The sequence below is a fragment of the Pseudoalteromonas denitrificans DSM 6059 genome (assembly GCF_900112265.1).
GTDB lineage: Bacteria > Pseudomonadota > Gammaproteobacteria > Enterobacterales > Alteromonadaceae > Pseudoalteromonas > Pseudoalteromonas denitrificans.
The window spans coordinates 137,054-159,765 of the sequence record NZ_FOLO01000008.1 but is presented as its reverse complement, the minus strand read 5'-3'; the positions used below and the strand labels follow the sequence as shown (position 1 = coordinate 159,765).

Annotated in this window: 22 protein-coding genes and 1 pseudogene; 13 read left to right on the top strand and 10 right to left on the bottom strand. The window is 35.0% G+C overall.

Translation table 11 applies throughout. From position 1 onward, the window contains the following. The 8 genes and pseudogenes from BM088_RS27160 to BM088_RS07890 all read left to right on the top strand — a co-directional run. Nucleotides 1-549: pseudogene (locus BM088_RS27160) on the top strand (electron transport complex subunit RsxC); the annotation flags it as partial. Nucleotide 550: 1 nt separating this feature from the next. Next, nucleotides 551-1,621: an electron transport complex subunit RsxD gene (gene rsxD, locus BM088_RS07920; RefSeq protein ID WP_245763780.1), complete on the top strand. Its 1,071-nt coding sequence runs from the start codon at nt 551-553 to the stop codon at nt 1,619-1,621. Next, entirely contained in the window at nt 1,618-2,262 is a 645-nt protein-coding gene (rsxG, locus tag BM088_RS07915) for an electron transport complex subunit RsxG (protein WP_091982514.1), read from the top strand. The genes rsxD and rsxG overlap by 4 nt, the downstream gene beginning before the upstream one ends. A 1-nt stretch (nt 2,263) precedes the next feature. Further along, a complete protein-coding gene (locus BM088_RS07910; RefSeq protein WP_091982513.1) occupies nt 2,264-2,965 on the top strand; it encodes an electron transport complex subunit E in 702 nt (233 codons plus the stop codon). 6 nt (nt 2,966-2,971) lie between these two features. Then, entirely contained in the window at nt 2,972-3,604 is a 633-nt protein-coding gene (gene nth / locus BM088_RS07905; RefSeq protein ID WP_091982511.1) for an endonuclease III, read from the top strand. A gap of 134 nt (nt 3,605-3,738) precedes the next feature. Beyond that, nucleotides 3,739-4,122 carry a lactoylglutathione lyase gene (gloA, locus tag BM088_RS07900; protein ID WP_091982510.1) on the top strand — a complete coding sequence of 128 codons (384 nt, stop codon included), beginning with the start codon at nt 3,739-3,741 and terminating at the stop codon, nt 4,120-4,122. Nucleotides 4,123-4,202: 80 nt separating this feature from the next. Next, nucleotides 4,203-4,706, top strand: a complete 504-nt coding sequence (locus BM088_RS07895; protein ID WP_091982508.1) for a M48 metallopeptidase family protein — start codon at nt 4,203-4,205, stop codon at nt 4,704-4,706. 94 nt (nt 4,707-4,800) lie between these two features. Then, complete coding sequence (locus BM088_RS07890) at nt 4,801-5,568, top strand: enoyl-CoA hydratase-related protein (RefSeq protein WP_091982506.1); 768 nt, start codon at nt 4,801-4,803, stop codon at nt 5,566-5,568. 15 nt (nt 5,569-5,583) lie between these two features. On the opposite strand, the gene BM088_RS07885 is transcribed toward BM088_RS07890, so the two are convergent. Beyond that, the gene (locus BM088_RS07885) at nt 5,584-5,877 is read right to left on the bottom strand and encodes an antibiotic biosynthesis monooxygenase family protein (protein ID WP_091982505.1); all 294 of its coding nucleotides are present in this window, start codon (nt 5,875-5,877) and stop codon (nt 5,584-5,586) included. 213 nt (nt 5,878-6,090) lie between these two features. Further along, complete coding sequence (locus BM088_RS07880) at nt 6,091-6,774, bottom strand: DUF3334 family protein (protein WP_091982503.1); 684 nt, start codon at nt 6,772-6,774, stop codon at nt 6,091-6,093. 178 nt (nt 6,775-6,952) lie between these two features. On the opposite strand from BM088_RS07880, the gene cmoA reads away from it, so the two are divergent. Both cmoA and cmoB read left to right on the top strand, forming a co-directional pair. Continuing rightward, on the top strand, nt 6,953-7,678 hold the full coding sequence (gene cmoA, locus BM088_RS07875; protein WP_091982502.1) for a carboxy-S-adenosyl-L-methionine synthase CmoA: 726 nt from the start codon (nt 6,953-6,955) through the stop codon (nt 7,676-7,678). 12 nt (nt 7,679-7,690) lie between these two features. Continuing rightward, nucleotides 7,691-8,659, top strand: a complete 969-nt coding sequence (cmoB, locus tag BM088_RS07870) for a tRNA 5-methoxyuridine(34)/uridine 5-oxyacetic acid(34) synthase CmoB (protein WP_091982500.1) — start codon at nt 7,691-7,693, stop codon at nt 8,657-8,659. Nucleotides 8,660-8,816: 157 nt separating this feature from the next. Here the strand turns inward: cmoB and BM088_RS07865 are convergent, their stop codons facing one another. Then, the gene (locus BM088_RS07865) at nt 8,817-9,473 is read right to left on the bottom strand and encodes a CatA-like O-acetyltransferase (RefSeq protein WP_091982498.1); all 657 of its coding nucleotides are present in this window, start codon (nt 9,471-9,473) and stop codon (nt 8,817-8,819) included. An 88-nt stretch (nt 9,474-9,561) separates the two neighbouring features. After that, nucleotides 9,562-10,602 (bottom strand): Leu/Phe/Val dehydrogenase, encoded by a 1,041-nt coding sequence (locus BM088_RS07860; protein ID WP_091982496.1) that lies wholly within the window; start codon nt 10,600-10,602, stop codon nt 9,562-9,564. A gap of 715 nt (nt 10,603-11,317) precedes the next feature. On the opposite strand from BM088_RS07860, the gene BM088_RS07855 reads away from it, so the two are divergent. Both BM088_RS07855 and BM088_RS07850 read left to right on the top strand, forming a co-directional pair. Continuing rightward, complete coding sequence (locus BM088_RS07855; protein WP_091982495.1) at nt 11,318-12,964, top strand: S8 family serine peptidase; 1,647 nt, start codon at nt 11,318-11,320, stop codon at nt 12,962-12,964. Between the two features lie 131 nt (nt 12,965-13,095). After that, the gene (locus BM088_RS07850) at nt 13,096-13,725 is read left to right on the top strand and encodes a lysoplasmalogenase (RefSeq protein WP_091982493.1); all 630 of its coding nucleotides are present in this window, start codon (nt 13,096-13,098) and stop codon (nt 13,723-13,725) included. 164 nt (nt 13,726-13,889) lie between these two features. On the opposite strand, the gene BM088_RS07845 is transcribed toward BM088_RS07850, so the two are convergent. Both BM088_RS07845 and BM088_RS07840 read right to left on the bottom strand, forming a co-directional pair. Then, the gene (locus BM088_RS07845; RefSeq protein WP_091982491.1) at nt 13,890-14,822 is read right to left on the bottom strand and encodes a hypothetical protein; all 933 of its coding nucleotides are present in this window, start codon (nt 14,820-14,822) and stop codon (nt 13,890-13,892) included. Between the two features lie 22 nt (nt 14,823-14,844). After that, nucleotides 14,845-15,147 carry a hypothetical protein gene (locus BM088_RS07840; protein ID WP_091982490.1) on the bottom strand — a complete coding sequence of 101 codons (303 nt, stop codon included), beginning with the start codon at nt 15,145-15,147 and terminating at the stop codon, nt 14,845-14,847. Between the two features lie 633 nt (nt 15,148-15,780). On the opposite strand from BM088_RS07840, the gene BM088_RS28095 reads away from it, so the two are divergent. Continuing rightward, nucleotides 15,781-15,963, top strand: coding sequence for a DUF6693 family protein (locus tag BM088_RS28095; protein ID WP_425439286.1), 183 nt, complete (start codon nt 15,781-15,783; stop codon nt 15,961-15,963). Between the two features lie 139 nt (nt 15,964-16,102). On the opposite strand, the gene BM088_RS07835 is transcribed toward BM088_RS28095, so the two are convergent. From BM088_RS07835 to BM088_RS07820, 4 genes are read right to left on the bottom strand one after another with little or no spacing between them, the layout of a single operon-like run. Further along, complete coding sequence (locus tag BM088_RS07835) at nt 16,103-17,992, bottom strand: 2Fe-2S iron-sulfur cluster-binding protein (protein ID WP_091982488.1); 1,890 nt, start codon at nt 17,990-17,992, stop codon at nt 16,103-16,105. Beyond that, nucleotides 17,992-18,690: a PepSY domain-containing protein gene (locus BM088_RS07830; protein WP_091982486.1), complete on the bottom strand. Its 699-nt coding sequence runs from the start codon at nt 18,688-18,690 to the stop codon at nt 17,992-17,994. The genes BM088_RS07835 and BM088_RS07830 overlap by 1 nt, the downstream gene beginning before the upstream one ends. Before the next feature lie 11 nt (nt 18,691-18,701). Further along, nucleotides 18,702-19,529: a formyltransferase family protein gene (locus BM088_RS07825; RefSeq protein ID WP_091982484.1), complete on the bottom strand. Its 828-nt coding sequence runs from the start codon at nt 19,527-19,529 to the stop codon at nt 18,702-18,704. A 46-nt stretch (nt 19,530-19,575) separates the two neighbouring features. Then, nucleotides 19,576-22,701, bottom strand: coding sequence for an efflux RND transporter permease subunit (locus BM088_RS07820; protein WP_091982482.1), 3,126 nt, complete (start codon nt 22,699-22,701; stop codon nt 19,576-19,578). Nucleotides 22,702-22,712: the final 11 nt, after the last annotated feature.

Genomic DNA, 22,712 nt, shown 5'->3' with positions numbered 1-22,712 from the left:
CAAGCAGATCAAGAAAGTTCAGTCGATACTACTGATGATGCTAACAAAGAATCAGCTCAAACTGAAAACCCCAAAAAAGCGGCCGTTGCAGCAGCGATTGCTCGCGCTAAAGCTAAAAAATTAGCCCAGCAAGCAGATCAAGACGGCTCTGAGCAAAACCAAGAAATTAAAGATGAACAGACACAAATAAAAGATCCTAGAAAAGCAGCAGTTGCAGCAGCCGTTGCTCGCGCTAAAGCTAAAAAATTAGCTCAGCATGCAACAAAAGAGGATCCTGAGGAAACTCAAGATACAAACACAGAACCAAGTGAAGCACAAGACCCTAGAAAAGCAGCGGTTGCAGCAGCCGTAGCCCGTGCTAAAGCTAAAAAATTAGCGAAACAGACTCAGCAAACAGATTCTGAACACACTCAAGATGCGCACAATGAACCCGTTCATCAGATAGAAGATCCAAAAAAAGCAGCGATTGCGGCAGCCGTAGCCCGCGCTAAAGCTAAAAAATTAGCGAAGCAAGCCTCTGAAAATAAAAATTTAAAGGACGATGATTAATATGAAGGCAAGCCTAGAATTAAATATGAGCAGCTCGCCTCATAGCCATAGTCAAAAAACGTTATCTAACATGATGATGACGGTGATTTTAGCCTGTATTCCAGGTTTATTGGTTCAAATGTACTTTTTTGGTTTAGGCGTTTTATTTCAATGTCTTCTTGCATTAATTGCAGCTATTTGTGCAGAAGCTTTTGTTTTAAAACTTAGAAAACGTCCTGTTTTAGCGACAATTAAAGACAACAGTGCAATATTAACCGCTTTATTATTAGCACTTAGCATACCGCCATTAGCGCCTTGGTGGGTAATAGTTATTGGTACTTTATTTGCCATTATTATTGTTAAACAACTTTATGGTGGGCTTGGGTTTAATTTATTTAATCCAGCGATGGCAGGATATGTTTTATTATTGATATCTTTTCCAGTCCAAATGACTTCATGGTTACCAGTAAACGCATTACAGCAACATCACCTTGGTATGCTTGATCAGTTACACGTTATTTTTACAGGCTTTAGTGACGCAGGATTTAGTGTAAATCAACTCAGAATGAATATTGATGGCATAACAATGGCAACACCACTTGATACTCTTAAAACTGATATTAGCAAAGGCCTAACTGTAACAGAAAGCCTAGCTGGTAACGTTTTTAATGGGTTTGCTGGAAAAGGTTGGTTTTGGGTAAACCTGGCATTTTTATTTGGTGGATTATATTTAATCAAAATAAAAGTTATTAATTGGCACATTCCAATCGCGATGTTGGCCAGTTTAGCTTTTTGCGCTATTTTAGGCCCATTATTTTCACCCGATATACATGCAGGACCAGTATTTCATCTCGTAGGAGGTGCAACTATGCTTGGTGCTTTTTTCATTGCAACAGACCCTGTTTCAGCAGCGACCACAAATAAAGGCAGGCTAATCTATGGTGCTTTAATTGGACTATTAGTCTATTTGATTCGGGCCTATGGCGGTTATCCGGATGCCGTTGCATTTTCAGTGTTATTACTGAATTTAGCAGTCCCTTTAATTGATTATTATACAAAACCCAGAACTTACGGTCATGGGGAAATCCAATGATAACTGTACAAAAAGCAATGATAAAAAATGGCTTAGTTTTAGCCGCCTTTGCCATAGTGACCACAGGTTTAGTAACTGCAACTCAAATATTAACTAAAGACCAGATTGCTTTACAAGAAAAACAACAGCTCTTAAAAGTCCTTGAACAAGTACTGCCAAAAAATAAATACGATAACGCATTATATTTAGACTGCACCCACGTGAATGCTGGTTTTTTAGGAAGTAAAAAACCACATACTATTTATCGGGCCCGTAAAAATAATAAACCTATCGCCTTACTGATTGAAAGCACTGCTCCCGATGGTTACAGTGGAAATATAGAAATTCTTTCAGCTGTCTATCTTGATGGAACCGTTGCTGGTGTAAGAGTAATTAAGCATAGTGAAACCCCAGGATTAGGTGATAAAGTTGATATTGAAAAATCTCAGTGGATCACTAAATTTGAAAATGTTCAGGTAAAATCAGAAAAAGACATGCGATGGGCGGTAAAAAAAGATGGGGGTATCTTTGATCAATTTACAGGCGCAACTATCACACCAAGAGCCGTTATTTCAGCAGTAAAACGCGCCAGTTTATATGCTCAAAATGAAAAAGACATGTTGTTCAACGCAGTAAATGAATGTGAACAGGTGAGAAACTAATATGAAAGAAAATTTAAAGGAAATTACAAAACTCGGTCTTTGGAAGAATAACTCTGTTTTAGTACAGTTACTTGGTTTATGTCCATTACTTGCCGTTACAACCAGTGTTATTAATGCATTAGGCTTAGGTCTGGCTACTATGCTTGTGCTCATCGGCTCAAACATCTCTATCTCATTTGTACGTCACTGGGTACCTAAAGATATTCGAATTCCGGTTTTTGTTATGATCATCGCTGGATTTGTAACAATCGTACAGTTATTAATGAACGCTTATACATATGGATTATATAAATCTTTGGGTATTTTTATTCCACTTATTGTTACGAACTGTGTGATCATTGCTCGTGCTGAGGCTTTTGCCTCAAAAAACTCAATCCCTTTATCTGCACTGGATGGTCTAATGATGGGGTTAGGTTTTACTTTAGTTTTAATCGTTTTAGGCGCATTACGCGAGCTAATAGGCCAAGGTACATTATTTGATGGGGCTCATCTTCTTTTTGGTGATTGGGCTCATGTTTTAAAGGTTGAGATTTTTCAATTCGACAGCCAGTTTTTATTAGCCATTTTACCGCCAGGAGCCTTTATTGGTATGGGCTTTTTAATTGCAGGTAAAAATATTATCGATGAACTTATTAAAGATAAACAACCACCAGAAGTAGAAGTTGAAAAAGCACCACGTGTTCGTGTAACAAGCTTAACTTAATAAATTATGAATAAAATAAAACGAATCGAAATTCTTGAACGGTTAAGAGAAAATAACCCTCACCCAGAAACTGAGCTTGAGTTTAACTCACCTTTTGAATTGCTTGTTGCCGTCACTTTATCAGCACAAGCAACAGATGTTGGCGTAAATAAAGCAACTCGAAAATTATTCCCTGTCGCCAATACACCACAAGCGATATTAGATTTAGGCCTTGAAGGTCTAAGAGGTTATATAAAAACCATAGGTTTATATAATTCAAAAGCAAATAATGTTTATAAAGCCTGTGAAATGTTAGTTAATCTACATAATAGTCAGGTACCTGAAAATAGAGAAGCCCTAGAAGCATTGCCTGGCGTTGGTCGAAAAACAGCAAATGTTGTACTTAATACCGCTTTTGGTTGGCCTACCATAGCAGTGGATACCCATATTGATCGCGTATCAAACCGTACCAAATTTGCCATGGGAAAGAACGTAGTAGAAGTTGAGCAAAAACTACTTAAAGTAGTGCCTGCTGAGTTTAAAGTAGATGTACATCACTGGCTCATCTTGCATGGACGATATACATGCGTAGCTAGAAAACCCCGCTGTGGCAGTTGTATTATCGAAGATTTATGTGAGTTTAAAGAGAAAACGAGTTAACTCGACTAGGCTATTTTAAAATAGCGATTCTAAGCACATCAGCACAGCAAGCTAATTTACAGTGTATTACTAAAATTGAATGTGAATTCAAAAATAAAATAGACAGTTAACTTTGTATTTAAAAAAGGAAAATCATGCGTTTATTACATACCATGCTACGCGTTTCAGATTTAGATAAATCAATTTCATTTTATACACAAGTATTAGATATGAAAGAGCTTCGTCGTTCTGAAAACACTCAGTATCGTTATACACTCGTTTTTATCGGTTATGGCAATGAAGATAATAATTCTGTTATTGAGTTGACCTATAACTGGGATACAAATAGTTATGAACACGGTACTGCATTTGGCCATTTAGCAATTGAATATGATGATATATATAAAGCCTGTGAAAATATCAAACAATTAGGAGGGATTGTCAGTCGAGAACCCGGTCCTGTATTAGGTGGAAGTACTGAAATTGCCTTTGTAAAAGACCCTGATGGTTATTCAATAGAACTCATTCAAAAAAAATAATGCTACAACTGGGTATTCAAGCTTACTAAATTTTTTATTTATAAAACAATTCATATATAATCCTCTTTTTTGGGGGTGATATGTCAGTAAATAAATATTTTTTAAGCTATCCTGAAGTGATTCAAACGCAGGTAATGAAATTAATACATGCTAAAAAATTAAAACCTTATTTATTAAATAAATACCCTCAAGCACATAATATCAATTCTGATAAATCACTTTATCAATACGCGAATGATTTAAAACAAACATATTTGCGCAATACCCCACAAATCAGTAAAGCCCTTTACGAAAAACAAAAAGATCTGGTACAAAATGCATTGGGCACACACACCTTTGTCAGTAGAAACCATGGCGGAAAACTAAAAAGTAAACATGAAATTAGAATTTCACAAAGTTTAAAATCTGCACCTGAAGACATGCTAAAAATGCTTGTTGTACATGAACTTGCTCATTTTAAAGAAAAAGATCACAACAAAGCCTTTTATAAATTATGTGAATATATGCAACCGGAATATCATCAAGTCGAACTTGATATGAGGCTATTTTTAGTTTTACTCGATCAGGGTGATAGCCTTTTTTAACGACATTTAACCAATTTTTTGCAGATGTTTGCTTTATTTAAAACTTAATATTAGTCTAAGCTTCACAACTCGATTAATTTAAAAAGGTCTTAAAATGAGCCAATCGTTAATCATTGCCGAAACAATTAATAAAAATATACGGCATATTCAATTTAATCGTCAAAAATATAAAAATGCTTTAACTGAGCAAATGTATCACGATTTAACACAACAATTACTCTTAGCTGATGAAGACGACACAATAAGAATTATTATGCTCACAGGTGATGAAGACGTATTCTGTGCAGGTAATGATTTAAATGATTTCATAAATAACCCTCCAACAAGTACCCAAGCAAATTCTTTTATATTTTTACTCGCATTAAATAGGCTAAAGAAACCATTGATCGCAGGCGTATCAGGCTCAGCCATTGGTATTGGCACAACGATGCTCTTACATTGTGATTATGTTGTCGCATCTACCAGTGCTTTGTTTAAAATGCCATTTGTAAGCTTAGGTTGTACGCCTGAAGGTGGTTCAAGTTTATTATTACCTTTAATCATAGGTCAAAGAAAAAGCGCTGAACTCTTGATGTTAGGTGAAAGTTTTAAAGCAGAACAAGCAAACGAATTAGGTATTATAAATCGAATATGTGAACAAGGAGAATGTTTAGCAAACACCTTGGCAATTGCAACTAAAATGGCTTGTCAGCCACCAGCTGCAATTCAAGCAGCAAAACAGATAATGAAAGCCAATATCATAAATCAAGTCGAACAAACTATTTTAGGAGAAGGAGAGCTATTTGTGCAACGACTTCAATCTGTGGAGGCAAAAGAGGCATTAACTGCATTTATTGAAAAACGCCAGCCTGTTTTTAATTAATACTGAGTTTTAAAGTTATGCCAGTGGTTGAGACTCTAATGTTTTAACCACTTCATCTTGCTGAAGCATCAAACGAATTTGGCTATTTGTTTCTTCTCTTAAAGATGATTTATGCCAACGCTTCCAACATTCTATATTTTGCCAATCTGTGATAATAGTGCGCTTATTTCTATTTTGAATATCAATATAAGACGTTCCTGAAATAAAGCCTTTTGCACCCATTACTGCTGTTAGTGTTTTTTTGAGCTGTTCTTCGTAGGTAGATTCCATATCATCTGCAATAACACGTTCTATAATAACTTTAATCATAACGATTCCTAAATTACTTATACTTTTGATTTTGTAACTTATTTTATGTGATTTTACCAGTGTATTTTTCTGAAAAGTAAATGTTTAATACTAAATAACTCATATTTATTTTGATCTTAAGTATAGTTAAAAATAAGGACTATCAATACAAAAAAAACCCGCTATTATTAATAGAGGGGTTTTGAATGTATTAATTATATAAATAATTTAAAATTACAAGCCTAACTCAGCCATAAAATCATCATCAATATCATCAACTGGCGGTGCTTCTTCAACAGCGGGTGATTTTTTCAAATTAGCTTCACGGTCAATTACTTCATCAGGATCTATTGCTTCTGCGATATCAAAATCATGTAACTTTATAAATTCGGTTTTATCCATAGCTAATTCAACATAAAAAATATTTTGATTTTTTGTGGTAAAAGTAACTCGTCTGGCTTGTGGTCTATCCATTGTTGTATCAACAGATATTTGCACTAGTTTATTAATTGCCATCATTTTAGGTTGGTTTTGTGTAATAGACGTATGCAATTGCTCACGAACTTTACCTGTAAAATCACCTACAATTTGATTCATTAATTCACCCATTACATTCGATACATCATCAGACATATGATTGTTGGCGATTTCTGACTCAGGCATGCCCATATTTCGCATATAGTCTGTATATACTTCCATTGCAGCTGGAGCCGTAAAATTTGATACGACAATACCGTTAAACCCACCATCAAATAAAACAAAACACCCAATGTCAGGTCTTAAACAAGTGCGAGATATTTTTTGTACCATAGCAGAGTAACTGATCTTATTACCGCTGGCTGTAGACAAAACTTCAGTGAATGACTGACAGAGAGTTACGAGAATATCATCTGTTGTAATCGTTTTACTTTTTTTCATTTATCCTCTCTAAAATAGGGTTTACCTCAACTATAAGAAGTGTAACCTACTTTTACTGAAATTGAATCTTAGAAACAAATTTTTAACTTAAGATTTCAAATTATAATTCTTAATTATCACTGACTATTGCAAACAAAATGCGTAAAATATGTATATTGAAATAAAATGAGTTAAAGCAGTGACAAGTAAAGACAGTATTTACGCTAACAAACAACCAATTGAAGATTTCAGTTTTGATGCAAGAGTTGTTGAAGTATTTCCCGATATGATCCAACGCTCGGTTCCTGGCTATACAACGATAGTCAGTACCATGGGTAAGTTAGCAGGACAATATGCACAAAACAATTCAAATATTTATGACTTGGGTTGCTCTTTAGGTGCCGTCACTTTAACCATGCGTCGTAATATTAATAAAGAAAACTGTCAAATCATCGCCCTAGACAATTCAGAGCCTATGATTGAACGCTGCAAATTACATTTAGAAGGATTTCGTTCCGATATTCCTGTTGATGTACGTTTAGGTGATATTACACAATGCAAAATTGAAAACGCCTCTGTTGTTGTATTAAATTTTACTTTACAGTTTATTCCAAAAGAAAAACGCCAGGCTTTACTTGAGCAGATTTTTCAAGGATTGAAGCCTGGTGGCATTTTATTACTCAGTGAGAAATTTCGCGGTGAAAATGAGCAAGCCAATGAATTACTTATTGATTTACATCATGACTTTAAACGTGCCAATGGATATTCAGAACTTGAAATAAGCCAAAAGCGTACAGCCATTGAAAATGTTATGCAGCCAGAAACTTTAAGTAGCCACTTAACTCGTATGCAAAATATAGGTTTTTCGCAAACACAAGTTTGGTATCAATGTTTTAATTTTTGCTCTTTGATAGCAATTAAATAAGTAGATTTATTAATGAATAACTGGTTTAACGCGTTTTACGCACAAATAGCACAAACAGATCTTAGCCCATGGTTAGAAACCTTACCTTCACAGCTACGCCATTGGCAAAAAGATGCTGCCCATGGCGATATGCCAAAATGGGAAAAGGTACTCAAAAATTTACCACAAACAGAGACTCAACATATCAATATTACAGATAAAGTTGAGTTTGGTTTAGCAAATGAGTTAAGTACTGGCCTTGATAAAAAAACAACTCATTTATTAAAGCGTATGATGCCATGGCGTAAAGGCCCTTATTTTATCCATGGTATTCATATAGATACAGAATGGCGCAGTGACTGGAAATGGGAACGATTATTACCACACATTTCCCCCCTTTCGGGCAAAACAGTACTCGATATAGGGTGTGGTAGTGGTTATCACCTATGGCGAATGCGCGGGGAAGGGGCTAATTTTGTTGTTGGTATTGACCCCACAGATTTATTTTTATGTCAGTTCCAAGCAATCAAACATTTTAATCCTGATCCCCTTGTACATTTAATACCTGTTGGTGTAGAAGCATTACCAGAACTAAAAGCATTTGATACCGTATTTTCAATGGGTGTTTTATACCATCGTCGCTCACCTATCGACTTTTTAGCCCAATTAAAAGCGCAACTAAAACCAGGTGGTGAATTAGTTTTAGAAACTTTAGTCATTGAAGGTGATGAGCAAGCCGTATTAATGCCTACCGATCGTTATGCTAAAATGCGAAATGTTTGGTATATACCTAGCTGTGAGGCCTTAAAACTATGGATGACCCGAGTTGGGTTTAAAGATATAAAAGTGGTAAATGAAGATACGACAACTTTAGGCGAGCAACGTGCCACAGACTGGATGGAAACAGAATCGTTAGAAGACTTTTTAGACCCTGATGATAAATCTAAAACGATTGAAGGCTACCCTGCACCACGAAGAGCTATATTTATTGCTAAAGTTTAAATACGCTAACGTCCCATCTACAAGGTTTAAATATTTATTCTCTGTAGATGCGACTTTAGGCTAATGCCGATGTTTATTAAATTATGTAGGACGGCTTGCGATAATATACTTTCGCAATGCCCTAGTGCCGACATCCGAATAGGCACAAAACCGCTTGTTATTTCATTAAATTAAGAGCAGGGTCGTCACAGTATTCTTGTAATAAACGGGTAAATTTTGCCACATGAACGCCATCCATTAACGCATGGTGAACTTCTACAGACATGGGCATTTTTCCTGTTTCTTTATCATATTCACCAAATACCAATTTTGGAATACCAGACTCATTTGGTAAATGTGTTGCATGACTAAAGGATGTAAAGTTCATCCAAGGTAAAACTGAAATATGCACAGTATCTAATTGACCTTCATTAGCTTGAAATGCCTTTGAAAAAAACAGGTCATTTTTAGCTTTTTGAGCTGCAACTACAGCTACTTGAGCAAAGCATTTAAAATCATCAATAAAATCAATGTAACTAAATCTAAATGTTTCATCATCACATAATTGCACAACACTCGTATTAATTTTTTTTAACGCTAAAACATCTTCATTACTAATACGTAAACACATGGGTTTACAATTATTCACCGCTTTAAGCGTTAAAAACAAATAACTCTGGAAAAATGATAAATCATTTTCTTTTACAAAATTAAATACTCTTTTCAGGTTTAAATTTACCGTGACATTAAAGTAAGGGTTAGAAAACCCTTTAAAAAATTCAAAATGCTGGGCACGAGACCAGTTTTTTAAATCAAGTTTTACTACATTTTCCATTTTGAACTCCAAAAATAAAAAATCCCCGTAATACGAGGATTTTTTATTTCACTTAGTGAATTAATATAAAATTGCGTTGCAACTTATATTATAAACCGTTTTTAATGATTTCTTGTGCTAATTCATCTGCAATTAAGTGAGTTGATTTTTGCTCAGTTTTAGAACGTTCAAAAATTTCACACAAAGTAGTATAAATACCTTCGACATGTTTTGTAGAAGCAGCTTCATTGTAGCCACCTTCAAGCGTTTCATACCATACATTAATAATACCACCGGCATTAATCACATAATCAGGTGCATATAAAACACCTTTTTCACGTAGCACTTCACCATGACGACTTTCTGCTAACTGATTATTTGCACAACCAGCAATAATTTTAGCTTTAATACGTGGAATGGTTTCATCGTTAATTGTTGCACCTAATGCACATGGCGCATATACATCTACGTCTAAGTCATAAATTTCATCAATATCAACAGCTATGGCATTAAAATCTTTAACAACACGGTCAATAGAAGCTTGATTAATATCAGTTACAAAAAGCTGAGCACCCACGCCATGTAAATATTCACACAAACTATATGCTACTGCACCTAACCCTTGAACCGAAACTTTCACACCACTTAAATCTTCATGGCCATTCATGTGTTTAAATGCCGCTTTAATACCTAAAAATGTTCCTAATGCAGTAAAAGGTGATGGATTGCCACTCTTCCCTTCAAGGCCCAATACATAGTTGGTCTCTTTATTCATAATAGCAACATCAGCAGTTGTAATATTGACATCTTCAGCCGAATAATAGCTACCACTTAAACGTTCTAATTGGCGACCAAATGCACGAAATAACGATTCTGATTTGATTTTTTTAGCATCACCTATGATCACTGATTTACCACCTCCAAATGGCAGGCGAGCAACTGCATTTTTATAAGTCATTCCTTTTGATAAACGTAGCACATCATAAACAGCGTCCTCATCACTGGCATAATCCCATAAACGGCAACCTCCAACGGCTGGCCCTAACTGAGTATTATGTACTGCAATAATCGCTTTTAAGCCAGACTCTTCATCTGAGCAAAAAACTACTTGTTCATGGTTATCAAATTCAACTTTATTAAATACAGTCACTTTATTCTCCGAAGGTAAGCTCGCCCCTAAACCTATTATTAAGTTTAGTATCAACTAGGTGCTTTTACTGATTTGAAATAATTGAAATGACTCTAACATTAACTTATTATGCTTGCCACTCTCTGGGGTGACAATCTATACAACAATCATTTTCAGACTAAAAACCTCAACAAAACAAATAAAATCAAAAATACAATGCTTCAAAATGACAATAAACGAATTATCAATTCAGTTTACTTTAAATTTAATACAAAATATTTAAAGTTATCCTAAAAGATAAGATTTATGTCAATTTATCGTTACATATTTTTTAAAACACAACCTTCTCTCAACATTTTTTTTACAACTTGTTATTCTAAAAAGAAATAACTTATGCCTTGCAGTTATTAAAAAACCGTTCCTTTTTATTTACAATTTTAACCAAGAAGTTACATTCACTGGTTTTAGTTGCAAAATTGTAATTAAAAACAAAATGATAATAAGCCCTTCCGGTGTAACATTTGATTTACATACTTAACAAGCTATCAACTCTACATTTAAACTCACATAAAACTTCAGCTTTAGAGTATTCAATCTAATTTGACATGAGCACAAAGTGCGTATTTATTGTGCTGTACCGATTATCTTTCATTTGATTTTTGGTATTTGAAATACATGCACTTTATGAATTTTTAATTGTGTTACTCAAAAATATAAAAATAGAGAACTTAAAATAATGAACAAAAAAATTAATTCTAAATTAGTAGCAGGCTTTGCATTATCTTTAATTGCAGCTTCTGTTCAAGCAAATACAGAATCAAAACAACTCATTCAAGAGCCTAAAAATGATGTTCAACGCTTCATTGTGCACCTAAATGACAGCGCTATCTTTAGTGTAAAATCAAAAGAAAATTCACCTCAAGCCATACTTGAAGCTAAAGTATCATTATTACAGCAAACAGCCAGTAGTGTTGATGCTAAGCTTGTGCATACCTTGTCGGATATAAATGCGATTGCAGTTGAGCTAACCGCTGAACAAAAAAAGCAATTATTAGCGAATGGTAATGTTGCGCTCATTGAAGAAGATCCAAAACGTTTCTTGCTATCAGAATCAACACCTTATGGCATTAACATGGTTCAGGCACCACTACTTTCTGATGCTTCAAGTGGCCAAAGGAAAGTATGTATTATGGATACAGGTTATACATTAAATCATCCAGATTTACCAAATACAGGCATTACCGGTGACGATGGTTATGGCTCAAATGATACAGGTAACTGGTATAACGATGGCAATGGCCACGGTACTCATGTTGCAGGTACTATCGCCGCAATCGGTGGAAATAATCAAGGCGTAGTTGGCGTAAATCCATCAGGTCAGCTAGGGTTGCATATTGTTAAAGTATTTAATGACTCAGGAAGCTGGGCATATGGCTCTGACTTAGTTGCAGCAATCAATCAATGTGAAGCTGCTGGTGCCAATATTACAAGCATGAGCTTAGGTGGTGGAGCTTCATCAACAGCCGAAAAACAAGCATTTGATAATAGCTATAACAGAGGCATGTTACATATTGCAGCTGCGGGTAATAGCGGTGATTCAACGATGTCTTACCCTGCTTCTTATGATTCTGTTGTATCTGTTGCAGCGGTTGATAGTTCAGGCACTAAAGCATCATTTTCTCAATATAACTCACAAGTTGAAATTGCAGCACCGGGTGTTGGCGTAAATTCAACATGGAATAATAACGGTTATAAATCAATCAGCGGTACTTCAATGGCAACACCACATGTATCAGGTGTTGCAGCATTAGTCTGGTCAAATAATTTAGGTTGTTCGAATAAAGATATACGTAATGCACTCAATTCAACGGCACAAGATAAAGGTGCTGCTGGCAGAGATACTTCTTACGGACACGGTATTGTGCAAGCTAAATCTGCAAGTGATTATTTAACTAATACAGATTGTGGTGATGTTAAACTTGTTGCAAATTTCAGCCATACAGTTGATGGGAAAACAGTAAACTTCAACAATAGTTCCACGGGTGAAATTGCAACTTATTCATGGAGCTTTGGTGATGGTTCAACATCAAGAATACCAAGCCCAAGCCATACCTATACGTCACAAGGTACCTATCAAGTTAGTTTAACGGTTTATGATGCAAATAATAAAACGTCTGTTAAAACTAAATCAGTGACTATAACTGGAGTGCCAACGGGTTGTGTAGGCCTTGAAACTTGGTCTGCAAGTAAGGTTTACCTTGGTGGCATTGAAGTTGCCTACAATGGTTTTAAATACCAAGCTAACTGGTGGTCTCTAAACGATAACCCAGCGCAAAACTCTGGTCCTTGGGAAGTATGGACTAACAACGGCGCTTGTAAATAAGCCTGCTATATATTAACTGTAAACAAAAAGCATAATATTAAATATTGTGCTTTTTGTTTAATTAAAAATAATTAAAGACAAAACTAGAGCATTAACACTACAATAGGATAAAAAATAATAAGAATAACAAGATGCTATCTTTTATCATTTTAATTTCATTATCTGGTTTGTGCCATATTATTGCTGACCACTATAACAAAACTTTTGCCTGTTACATTTTAAAGCCACTCACAACACTCACCATTATGAGCTTTGCTTTTTATCTGAGCAATTTTCAATTAAACCATTATGCTTTGCTCATTGTATTAGGTTTAGGCTTTTCACTTTTAGGTGATATTTTTTTAATGCTTAAGTCTGATAAATTCATGCAAGGTTTAGTCAGCTTTTTAATTGCACACATTTTTTATATCATGGCTTTTTTAGATTCTGCAGAAATAAACTTAAATCTTTATGCACTTATTCCCGTTGCACTCATAGGCATTATTTACTTAAAAATATTGTTACCAAAAACAGCTTCTCTAAAAATTCCTGTTTTAGTGTACGCCTTAATTTTACAAGCTATGGTGATCACCGCAGATATGTTTTATCAAACAACGCAAACAACCAATGCGCTTATGGTTTTAATTGGTGCTATTTGGTTTATGTTATCCGATTCTATTTTAGCCTTTGCAAGATTTGTAAAAACATTTAAAGGTGCGCAAATGGCTGTTTTAAGTACTTATTACATAGCACAAACTTTTATTGTGCTTTCTTTACAATAACGACCAACTTTAAGATTGATAAAATGACTTAAAAATCAGTATTTTTATATCAAAACAGTTCAATACGACCGATAAATTAAAATCAGGTATGCACTACGTACTGTATTTTTTGCTAATTTAATGTGATTCACAACTTGAGCGTTACTTTATATTAAGACCCTGTTTCAAACGCTTGTTTGATTTTCAGGATAGCCTTGAGTATTTACATATTTTTGAAAGTCAGACTCATTCCTATATAAGTGACGTTGCGTCGAAGCATCTAAAAATAAATTTGTATATAGTACAGGATTAGACTCAATATTGTTATACTTACTCAGAGGGTCCCTTTTAACTACTTCAGTATTATGTGTATTTTTAAGCCGAACTTCAGTTTCATCTTTAATTGGATTGCTATCTACATAGCTTTGTATTGCAATTGGCAAAAAAGACGTTTTATCAACAAAAGAGTTACTATCAAATACATTAAACTTGCTCTCATCAAGTCTTTTTAAGATGAAATTCATTAGTTCACTGGTTTCATCTTCATCAATTGGCGATTCAAAAGGAATGTTATTCGGGTCTTGTATATGCATTGTTATACCCGTGCCATTAGCTCTCATAGCTTCCTCTTTCCTCTGGTGTCCCAAGCTCCAACTTGCAAGCCCTACATCTTCTAGACTAGTCCCATTATCAATCGCATACTGATAAGCTTTGTCAATTTCTTTGCGATCTGAAGAGCTCAAAAATGAAAAAAGGCTTCTCGAGCTGATATCTCCAGATTTATCGAAAGATGATTCAATATTTAAATCTTTTTTAAGATCAGATACAACTCTCGAGATTTGTTTTTCCGAATACTTCACTCCTGATCCTTGTGCTGTATCCTGCACTATTTTATTTAAAATTTCAGTGTGCTTTTCCACCGATAAAGAATTTAAGGGACGATTACTACGATCATTAAACGAATTTGAAATTTGATTATATAAATTTTCAACCTGCCGCGCCGAGTGACTGATACTCACCTTAGACGTGGCACCCTCATTCGGTAGTCCTAACTTTATATCAGCCTTTTTAGCTTGAGGGTTCGAAATAATACGGTCATTGTTAACGTTTACTCTCATTTTATCGTCCCTTATAAAATACTTAGTACTTGTAATCTACTTTAAGTAAACCTTTTTCAGAATGCTCCCAAAAAGCAGGGTAGCTCCCACCCCATAAACTAAATGTTAAATGAAAACGGGTTCTAGGATCCCAACCATTAAAAAAATCTGTACTACCTATTTTATCATTTGAAATATCAAGACAATCATAAGGTGTACTACGATATGGTTTAAAATAGCACAGCTTTACATCTTGCTTAACAGATCCATTATTAAAGCCTTTAAAATCCCAAGATACCTGAGTTATTTTAGCACCATTTAGTGGCGAGCTTAAATCTGTAAACATAGAACTAGAGCCATATTCGTCGCCATAAATTGTGCTAGGGGATGCTTCTTTTTGCCATGAACTGGTTGCGGCAGTAGCTAAAGTTGGTAGCAGTGTTAGAAGTCATAATACTTTTTTCATTTTCATCCTTAATTTATAAAATAGTCACGACCCTAAAAAGAGTAATTACATTTTATTCCAAAAGTAAATTTTTAGTTTAATCTACCTTAAAAGTGAGTCCACACTATCACACCGCGTACCCAAAATGTCAACTTCATTATATATAAAATATTAATGGATAACGATTTCATTTCAAAATAATCGTTTTATACAACATAGTTCAAGGATATAGAAGCGCTAAAATCATTGAATATAAGAGAGTCAATGAAGCATATTTAAAGTATTTATGATGAGTTTGTAATGTATGCTTAAACAATAACCCAAACCTTAAGTTTATGGTCTATAACTTAAAAAATAACTTGTCTGAGTCAACTTGTTTCTTTTATTTCTTAGTTAGTCTTCTCATTTGTACCTATTTATATATAATCAGGTTTGTATTGGGCATTATGAGTCAAAATAATATTAGCTTTCAGGATAACATTTTAAAACGTCATTTTTTGAAAGTAAGAGAATAAATAAAATCAGCGAGGATTTGTGAAAGTTAAGAAATATAGACTTCGATTAGAAAAATCATTAATAGACATCTTTTTACCTGTTTTAGGCTGGATTTTTCTATGTTTTATTACTTTTGGATTAGCGATCCCCTTTTTCTTATTTTATATGGTCAAAATAGTGATAAATAACACTGTGATAGAACATTATAATACACTAGATTAAATATGGTTAAAAACCACCTTTAATGGTGGTTTTTAACCAAAATCAAGCTGAGTGTTTATACTTTATTAACCCCCGCCCCTTTTTCTACTTTCTACTTTCTACTTTCTACTTTCTACTTTAAAAATTACAAGCTCTTAAATTAATTCGCAAAATCATCAAATTGAATTGCCTGTGGTTTTACACCTTTATTTTGCAATAACACGATCGTATCTTGCATCATGGCTTTTGGCCCACATAAATAAAACGCTAAATCATCAATATGACCTAACTCATTAAAATGTTTATTTAAAATATTTTGCACATAAGCTGTTTCGCCAAACCAATTATGAGCATCTTTTGAGACTACTGGAATATATTTGAAATTAAGATGTTTTTGCGTTAATTCATCAAATAGCTCTCGATAAATTAAATCAACTTCATGACGCGCACCAAAATAATAATGAATATTTTGCTTACTATTATATTTTTTCAATCGCTCTAATATAATGGCTTTTAAAGGCGCCATACCTGCTCCCGCGCCTATCATAACCAGTGTTTTTTCATCATTAACATTCGTTTCACTCACATTCTCAATTGAAGCATCTATTGAATTTTCACTAAAATAAAACTCCTCGAATGGTCCGACGGCTTTAATCATTTTGCCGACGTCTAAATTACAAATATAACTAGACGCTATGCCCGGTAATATTTTATGTTCAGGTGCCGTTTGTATTTTTATGGTAAAAACAAGTTCATCCGACTCAGTATCATAAGTTGCTAATGAATAACTCCGGCTACAGGCTAAATGCTCATACTCTAAATGGCTGATATGATGCCAATGAGGTTGAAATTCATCAGGTAATTTTTGTGGTATCGCGCAACCTTTGGCCGCAGGCACAAAAAAGCGCATATAAGCACCCGCCTTATATTTAAGGTGAGAGCCATTTTGTAATTTAAATCTAAGCTCTTTAATAAATGGGCTTATAAAAGTGCTTTTCATTAATACTAAAGCATGTTTTTTCGCTGTATGCGTATTTAATAACGTCAGATCACTAAACTCACGGACCTTGTGCTGACACCCTAGCCTAAACCCAGATTCAACTTCTAGTGGAGACAAATGTAGTTTATCTGCTGAGGTAATTTTGGCATCTGAATTGACTTTAATTTTACATTGACCACAAGTACCGCCACCACCACAACTTGAAGGCAAAACAATATCATGTTCAATCAGGCCATCAAGTAAATTTTGATTAATAGAAAAGCTAAGCTCATCAATTAATTTACCAGATTTATCACTTACTTTAATCTTGCTTTTTTGGTTTCTTAAACTTAAACGATAATGACCATTGAAACCCAACTCTACCGTCCAAATTAAACCTGACAATGCTAACCACAACGTGACTATAGAAAATAAGATAATTTGCCAATTATTAAAGCTCCCTTCACTAGCATAATCCATAAAATGCAGCATAAAAAAGAAGTCAGCAAAACGTTTATCGTCATCACTATGGCGTATTAACCTACCAGAGCTGGCATTTATATAAACACTGCTATTCACATTATCATTAAAATTAACCTGCCAAACTGTATTCTTTTCTTTTGGAATATCTTGAATTGGCGGCATAAGTTTAATTACAGAAGTAAGTTTTCCTGGGCCATTATAAGAAGTCAGAGCTATTTTTTTAGCCATATGCTCATCTATTACAATTATTTGATTAGTATATGCATCAACTAAAGTTTGCTCATTATAAAAATGACGGTACAAACCTTTCTCATGAGTCAATAAATAATAAGGTTTGCCTAAAATTGTGACAACTTGAAGGTTTTGTGTTTTTTTATTTTCAGCTAAAACCAATTTTGGATCTATCAATTTTTGATTGCCAGTACTGCGATAATCAACAGCAACTTTTTCAATGCGTTCTCTATATTGATTTCCACCCGCTTTACTGTGATCCATGATATTGAAATAAAAACCACTCACTAACCAAAGCAAAAACTGAATACCGACAAAAAGGGAGGCCCACTTATGTACTGATTTAATAAACTGCATTAGCTAACCTCAACTTGTTTTTTAATAACTCTAAAATAGGTTAAAACTAAGCCGCTTAAACAGGCTAGTATGCCAAACACTGCAAACCAAAATAACAACAGGTTTTCAGGTTCACCATCTTCATAATCAGCAACATGAAACCTAAACATCCAATCGAACAATCGCCAAAATTCATGCCGTTTTGTCACTAATTTTCCTGAGCTAGCTGAAATATATAACGATGGACTGCCTAAAGCATCAAAATTAATACGATAAGCGGGTAAGTGTCTTTTACTCAACTCAAACGGGGGATTTTGACTAATAAGCGCAACTTCTAAAATATCATCATCTGAGCTGTAATGATGTTTTGCGAGTTTAACCGCCATTAACTCATTAATTGGAGAAAGTAACTCTGCGTTTTTTGCACTTAATAATATATTTTGATTTTTTACGTTAAACCGATAAACAGGCATATCAATTAATACTGCTAATGAAATATTTTGTGCGTCAGGGTATTTTTTTATGACATCCTCTAAACTAATGCCTATTGTTTTATGATCAATGCTTGTTTGGTGATTAGTTACCAAGCTATCACCATGAATATAATCAATATCAAATATGACCATATAAGCGCCCGTGACAGACCAAATTACAAATTGTAAGCCTAAAAATAACATCAGCCATTTATGTAACTTTCGGCTTATTTTAACTAACTTCATTATTGTTTCTCTTATATTTGTTCTATGATGTTGTGTTTCATTAAAATGACAAAACCATCACTAACAGCAACCACATAAGTCTCTGAATCTTCTTTTATAACAGTACCATTTTTATATTCATGTTTGATTTGACCTACTTCAATATTATTCACTAATAAAGTTTCATTATTCAGCATGGCAACAATACCAAATCGGCCACAACATGCTGCTAAAGCCTTAATTTGTTGTGTTGTCATATTCCAATTGATCACACGGTCATTTATGCTAATTTTTGGCCAGGTACTGCCCTGTTCTTGTTTGTGTGCTTTTAAATATAAAGCTTCAAAATCGACCAAGATTTCATTTAGCATAAGTGGGATACTTAAATGTAATTTGACCATCCAAGTTTCAAAGCTTTCATCAACTGCCAATGTCATAGGTTTTTGATAAATAATGTCACCCTTATCAAACTCACTGGTTAATTTATGAAATGTTACCCCCGCATACTGAGGATAAGCATTAATGATCCAACTAACTGGTGTTGTACCTCGCCCATGGGGTAACATGCTTGGATGAACATTCATTGCATATACAGTTTTCATATCTTCTGGAATGGGGATCAACCAAGCATATTCAACAGAAAAAAAACACTCAAAACCTTGTTCTATTAGGTTTTTTATGTGTTCTTCATCAGGTTTAATACACGTAACAGGAATATTATTATCAGTTGCATATTGGCGAATAACTTGATTAAAGGTTTGTTCACCATTAATAAAAATATGGCCTATTGTGTGCGCACTTTGTTTAAAAACGTCTAAACACCCTATATGCCAATCATTACCAAAATATGCAACTTTCATGTTTATATTCCTTTCATCAGTTTGCCACTTAAATATTCTGAACTTACTAAATTGTTTTAATCGATTTTTTTCGCCATACAAAATAGATAGCAGGTAGCACTAGTAATGTTAAAAATACCGCACTTAACATCCCCCCTACCATAGGTGCAGCAATACGACTCATCACTTCAGAGCCAGTGCCTGTGCCATATAAAATCGGTAATAAGCCCGCAATTATAGCTGCTGCTGTCATCATAACAGGCCTAACGCGCATTCCTGCACCTTGTAACACAGCTTGTCTTAAGCTTGCTTCATCAGGTTTTAACTCGTTAGCTTGGCAATCAACTAATAATTGCTGATAGGCCTGATTAAGATAAACTAACATTATCACCCCTATTTCTACGGCAACTCCTGCAAGCGCAATAAAACCAACGCCCACCGCAACCGAGAAGTTAAAGCCTTGTAAATACATTAGCCAGATGCTCCCCACCATAGCTAAAGGTAAAGTACCCATAATAATACTTACCTCAACAAAGTTTCTGAAATTAATAAACAGCAACAGTACAATAATGAATAAAGTAAGTGGTACAACATATGTTAACTTTTCTTTGGCACGCAACATATACTCATATTGACCAGACCATGTAATTGAATAACCGGCAGGTAAATTCACTTCATCATTCACTATTTTCTGTGCATTGAGCACATAAGTACCAATATCAACCCCTTCAATATCAATAAATGCCCAACCATTTAATCGAGCATTTTCGCTTTTTATTGCAGGAGGACCATCTTCAACAAAAACATTAGCCACATCGCTGAGCGATATTCTCTGCCCTGTTGGTGTCACAATAGGCAGTAACTTTAATTTTTCAGGTGAATTACGGTAATCTTGCGGGTAACGTAAATTAATAGGATAACGCTCTAAACCTTCTATGGTTTGTGAAACATTCATACCCCCAATCGCCGTCGCAACCACTTGTTGGATATCTGCAATATTTAAACCATAACGTGCCGCTTTTGCTCTTTGAATATCCACTTTAATATAACGACCACCAGCAACACGTTCAGCATAAACAGAAGCTGTACCTGGTACATCTTTTAAGATCAATTCAAGTTGCTTTCCTATTCCCTGAATTTTAGTTAAATCAGGACCTGCTATCTTGATGCCCACAGGAGTTTTTATACCCGTTGCCAGCATATCAATACGCGTTTTAATTGGCATAACCCAAGCATTAGTAACTCCTGGTAGCTTCACTAATGCATCCATTTCTTTTTTCAACTTTTCAGTGGTCATGCCCTCACGCCACTCACTTTGAGGTTTTAACTGAATAAAAGTCTCTATCATAGTAAGCGGTGCAGGATCGGTCGCTGTTTCAGCACGCCCAACTTTACCAAATACAGTTTTAACTTCGGGTACTGTATAAATTAACTTATCCGTCTGTTGCAATAACTGTCTTGCCTGACCAATTGAAATTCCTGGGTAAGTTGTTGGCATATACATAATATCACCCTCATCTAAAGGAGGAATAAATTCACTGCCAATTTTATCTAAGGGATACAAACCTATGCCTAACACCACTAAGGCTAAAGCTAAGGTTGTTTTAGGAAAGTTAAGGACCGTTTTAAGTGCAGGTAAATAGATTGTAGTTAAAATGCGATTCACTGGATTTTTATGTTCAGGTAATACCTTACCGCGAATGAAATATCCCATTAATACTGGCACTAAGGTGATTGCTAATGCAGCTGATGCAGCCATTGCGTAGGTTTTAGTAAACGCGAGCGGCGCAAACATACGCCCCTCTTGCGCTTCTAATGTAAATACTGGCACAAAACTGACTGTAATGATTAATAAACTAAAAAATAATGCAGGCCCCACTTCACTGGCAGAATCCGCCACAATCCGCCAACGGTTTTCTTTTGTTAATGGAGTACGCTCCATATGTTTATGCATATTTTCTATCATCACAATAGCACCATCTATCATGGCACCAATTGCAATTGCAATACCACCAAGTGACATAATATTGGCATTCAAACCTTGCATATGCATTATGGTGAAAGCCGCTAATATCCCTACAGGTAAACTAAAAATAGCCACTAAAGATGAACGAACATGAAATAAAAATACAATACAGACTAAAGCTACAACACCAAACTCTTCCAGTAATTTAAATGCGAGATTATTAACCGCACGCTCTATCAAACCACTGCGATCATAGACGGTCACAACTTCAACACCTTCAGGTAAGCCCTTTTTTAGTTGTTCTAATTTTGCTTTAACGCCATTGATCACTTCCTGCGCATTTTCACCAAAGCGCATAACGATAATACCGCCTACAGTTTCACCCTCTCCATTTAATTCAGCTATGCCTCGGCGCATTTGTGGTCCAATCCCCACATCAGCAACATCTTTCAGTAATAATGGCGTGCCATTTTGATTAACACCTAATGGAATATTGCCCAAATCAATTTCATTTTTAATATACCCCGTTGCTCTTACCATATATTCAGCTTCAGCCATTTCAACAACAGAGGCACCAATTTCTTGATTACCTTGTTTAATTGCAGTTTGGATTAAAGATAATGGAATACCAAAAGCACGCAATTTATCAGGGTCTACTTTTACTTGATATTGCTTTACCATCCCCCCTAAAGCTGTTACTTCTGATACACCCGGCACAGTTTGTAATTCATATTTTAAAAACCAATCTTGTAAACTACGCAGTTGGCTAATATCGTTTTGACCTGTTTTATCGACTAAAGCATATAAATACACCCAGCCCACGCCTGTTGCATCTGGGCCTAATTGAGGTTTTGCATTTTCAGGTAAATTTGGTGCAACTTGAGACAAGTATTCAAGTACACGAGAACGCGCCCAATACAAATCTGTATCTTCATCAAAAATAACATATACATATGAATCACCAAAAAAGGAGTAGCCCCTTACCGTTACTGCACCTGGTACAGACAACATGGCTGTCGTAAGTGGATAAGTCACTTGGTCTTCTACAACTTGAGGCGCTTGACCTGGGTAAGATGTTTTGATGATCACTTGCACATCAGATAAATCAGGTAATGCATCAACAGGTGTATTTTTTACCGAATATAGACCTGATAAAACAATAATTGCTGCTGCTAACAATACAAAAAAACGATTATAAACGGACCATTTAATAATTGAAGCTATCATGTAAAATCTCC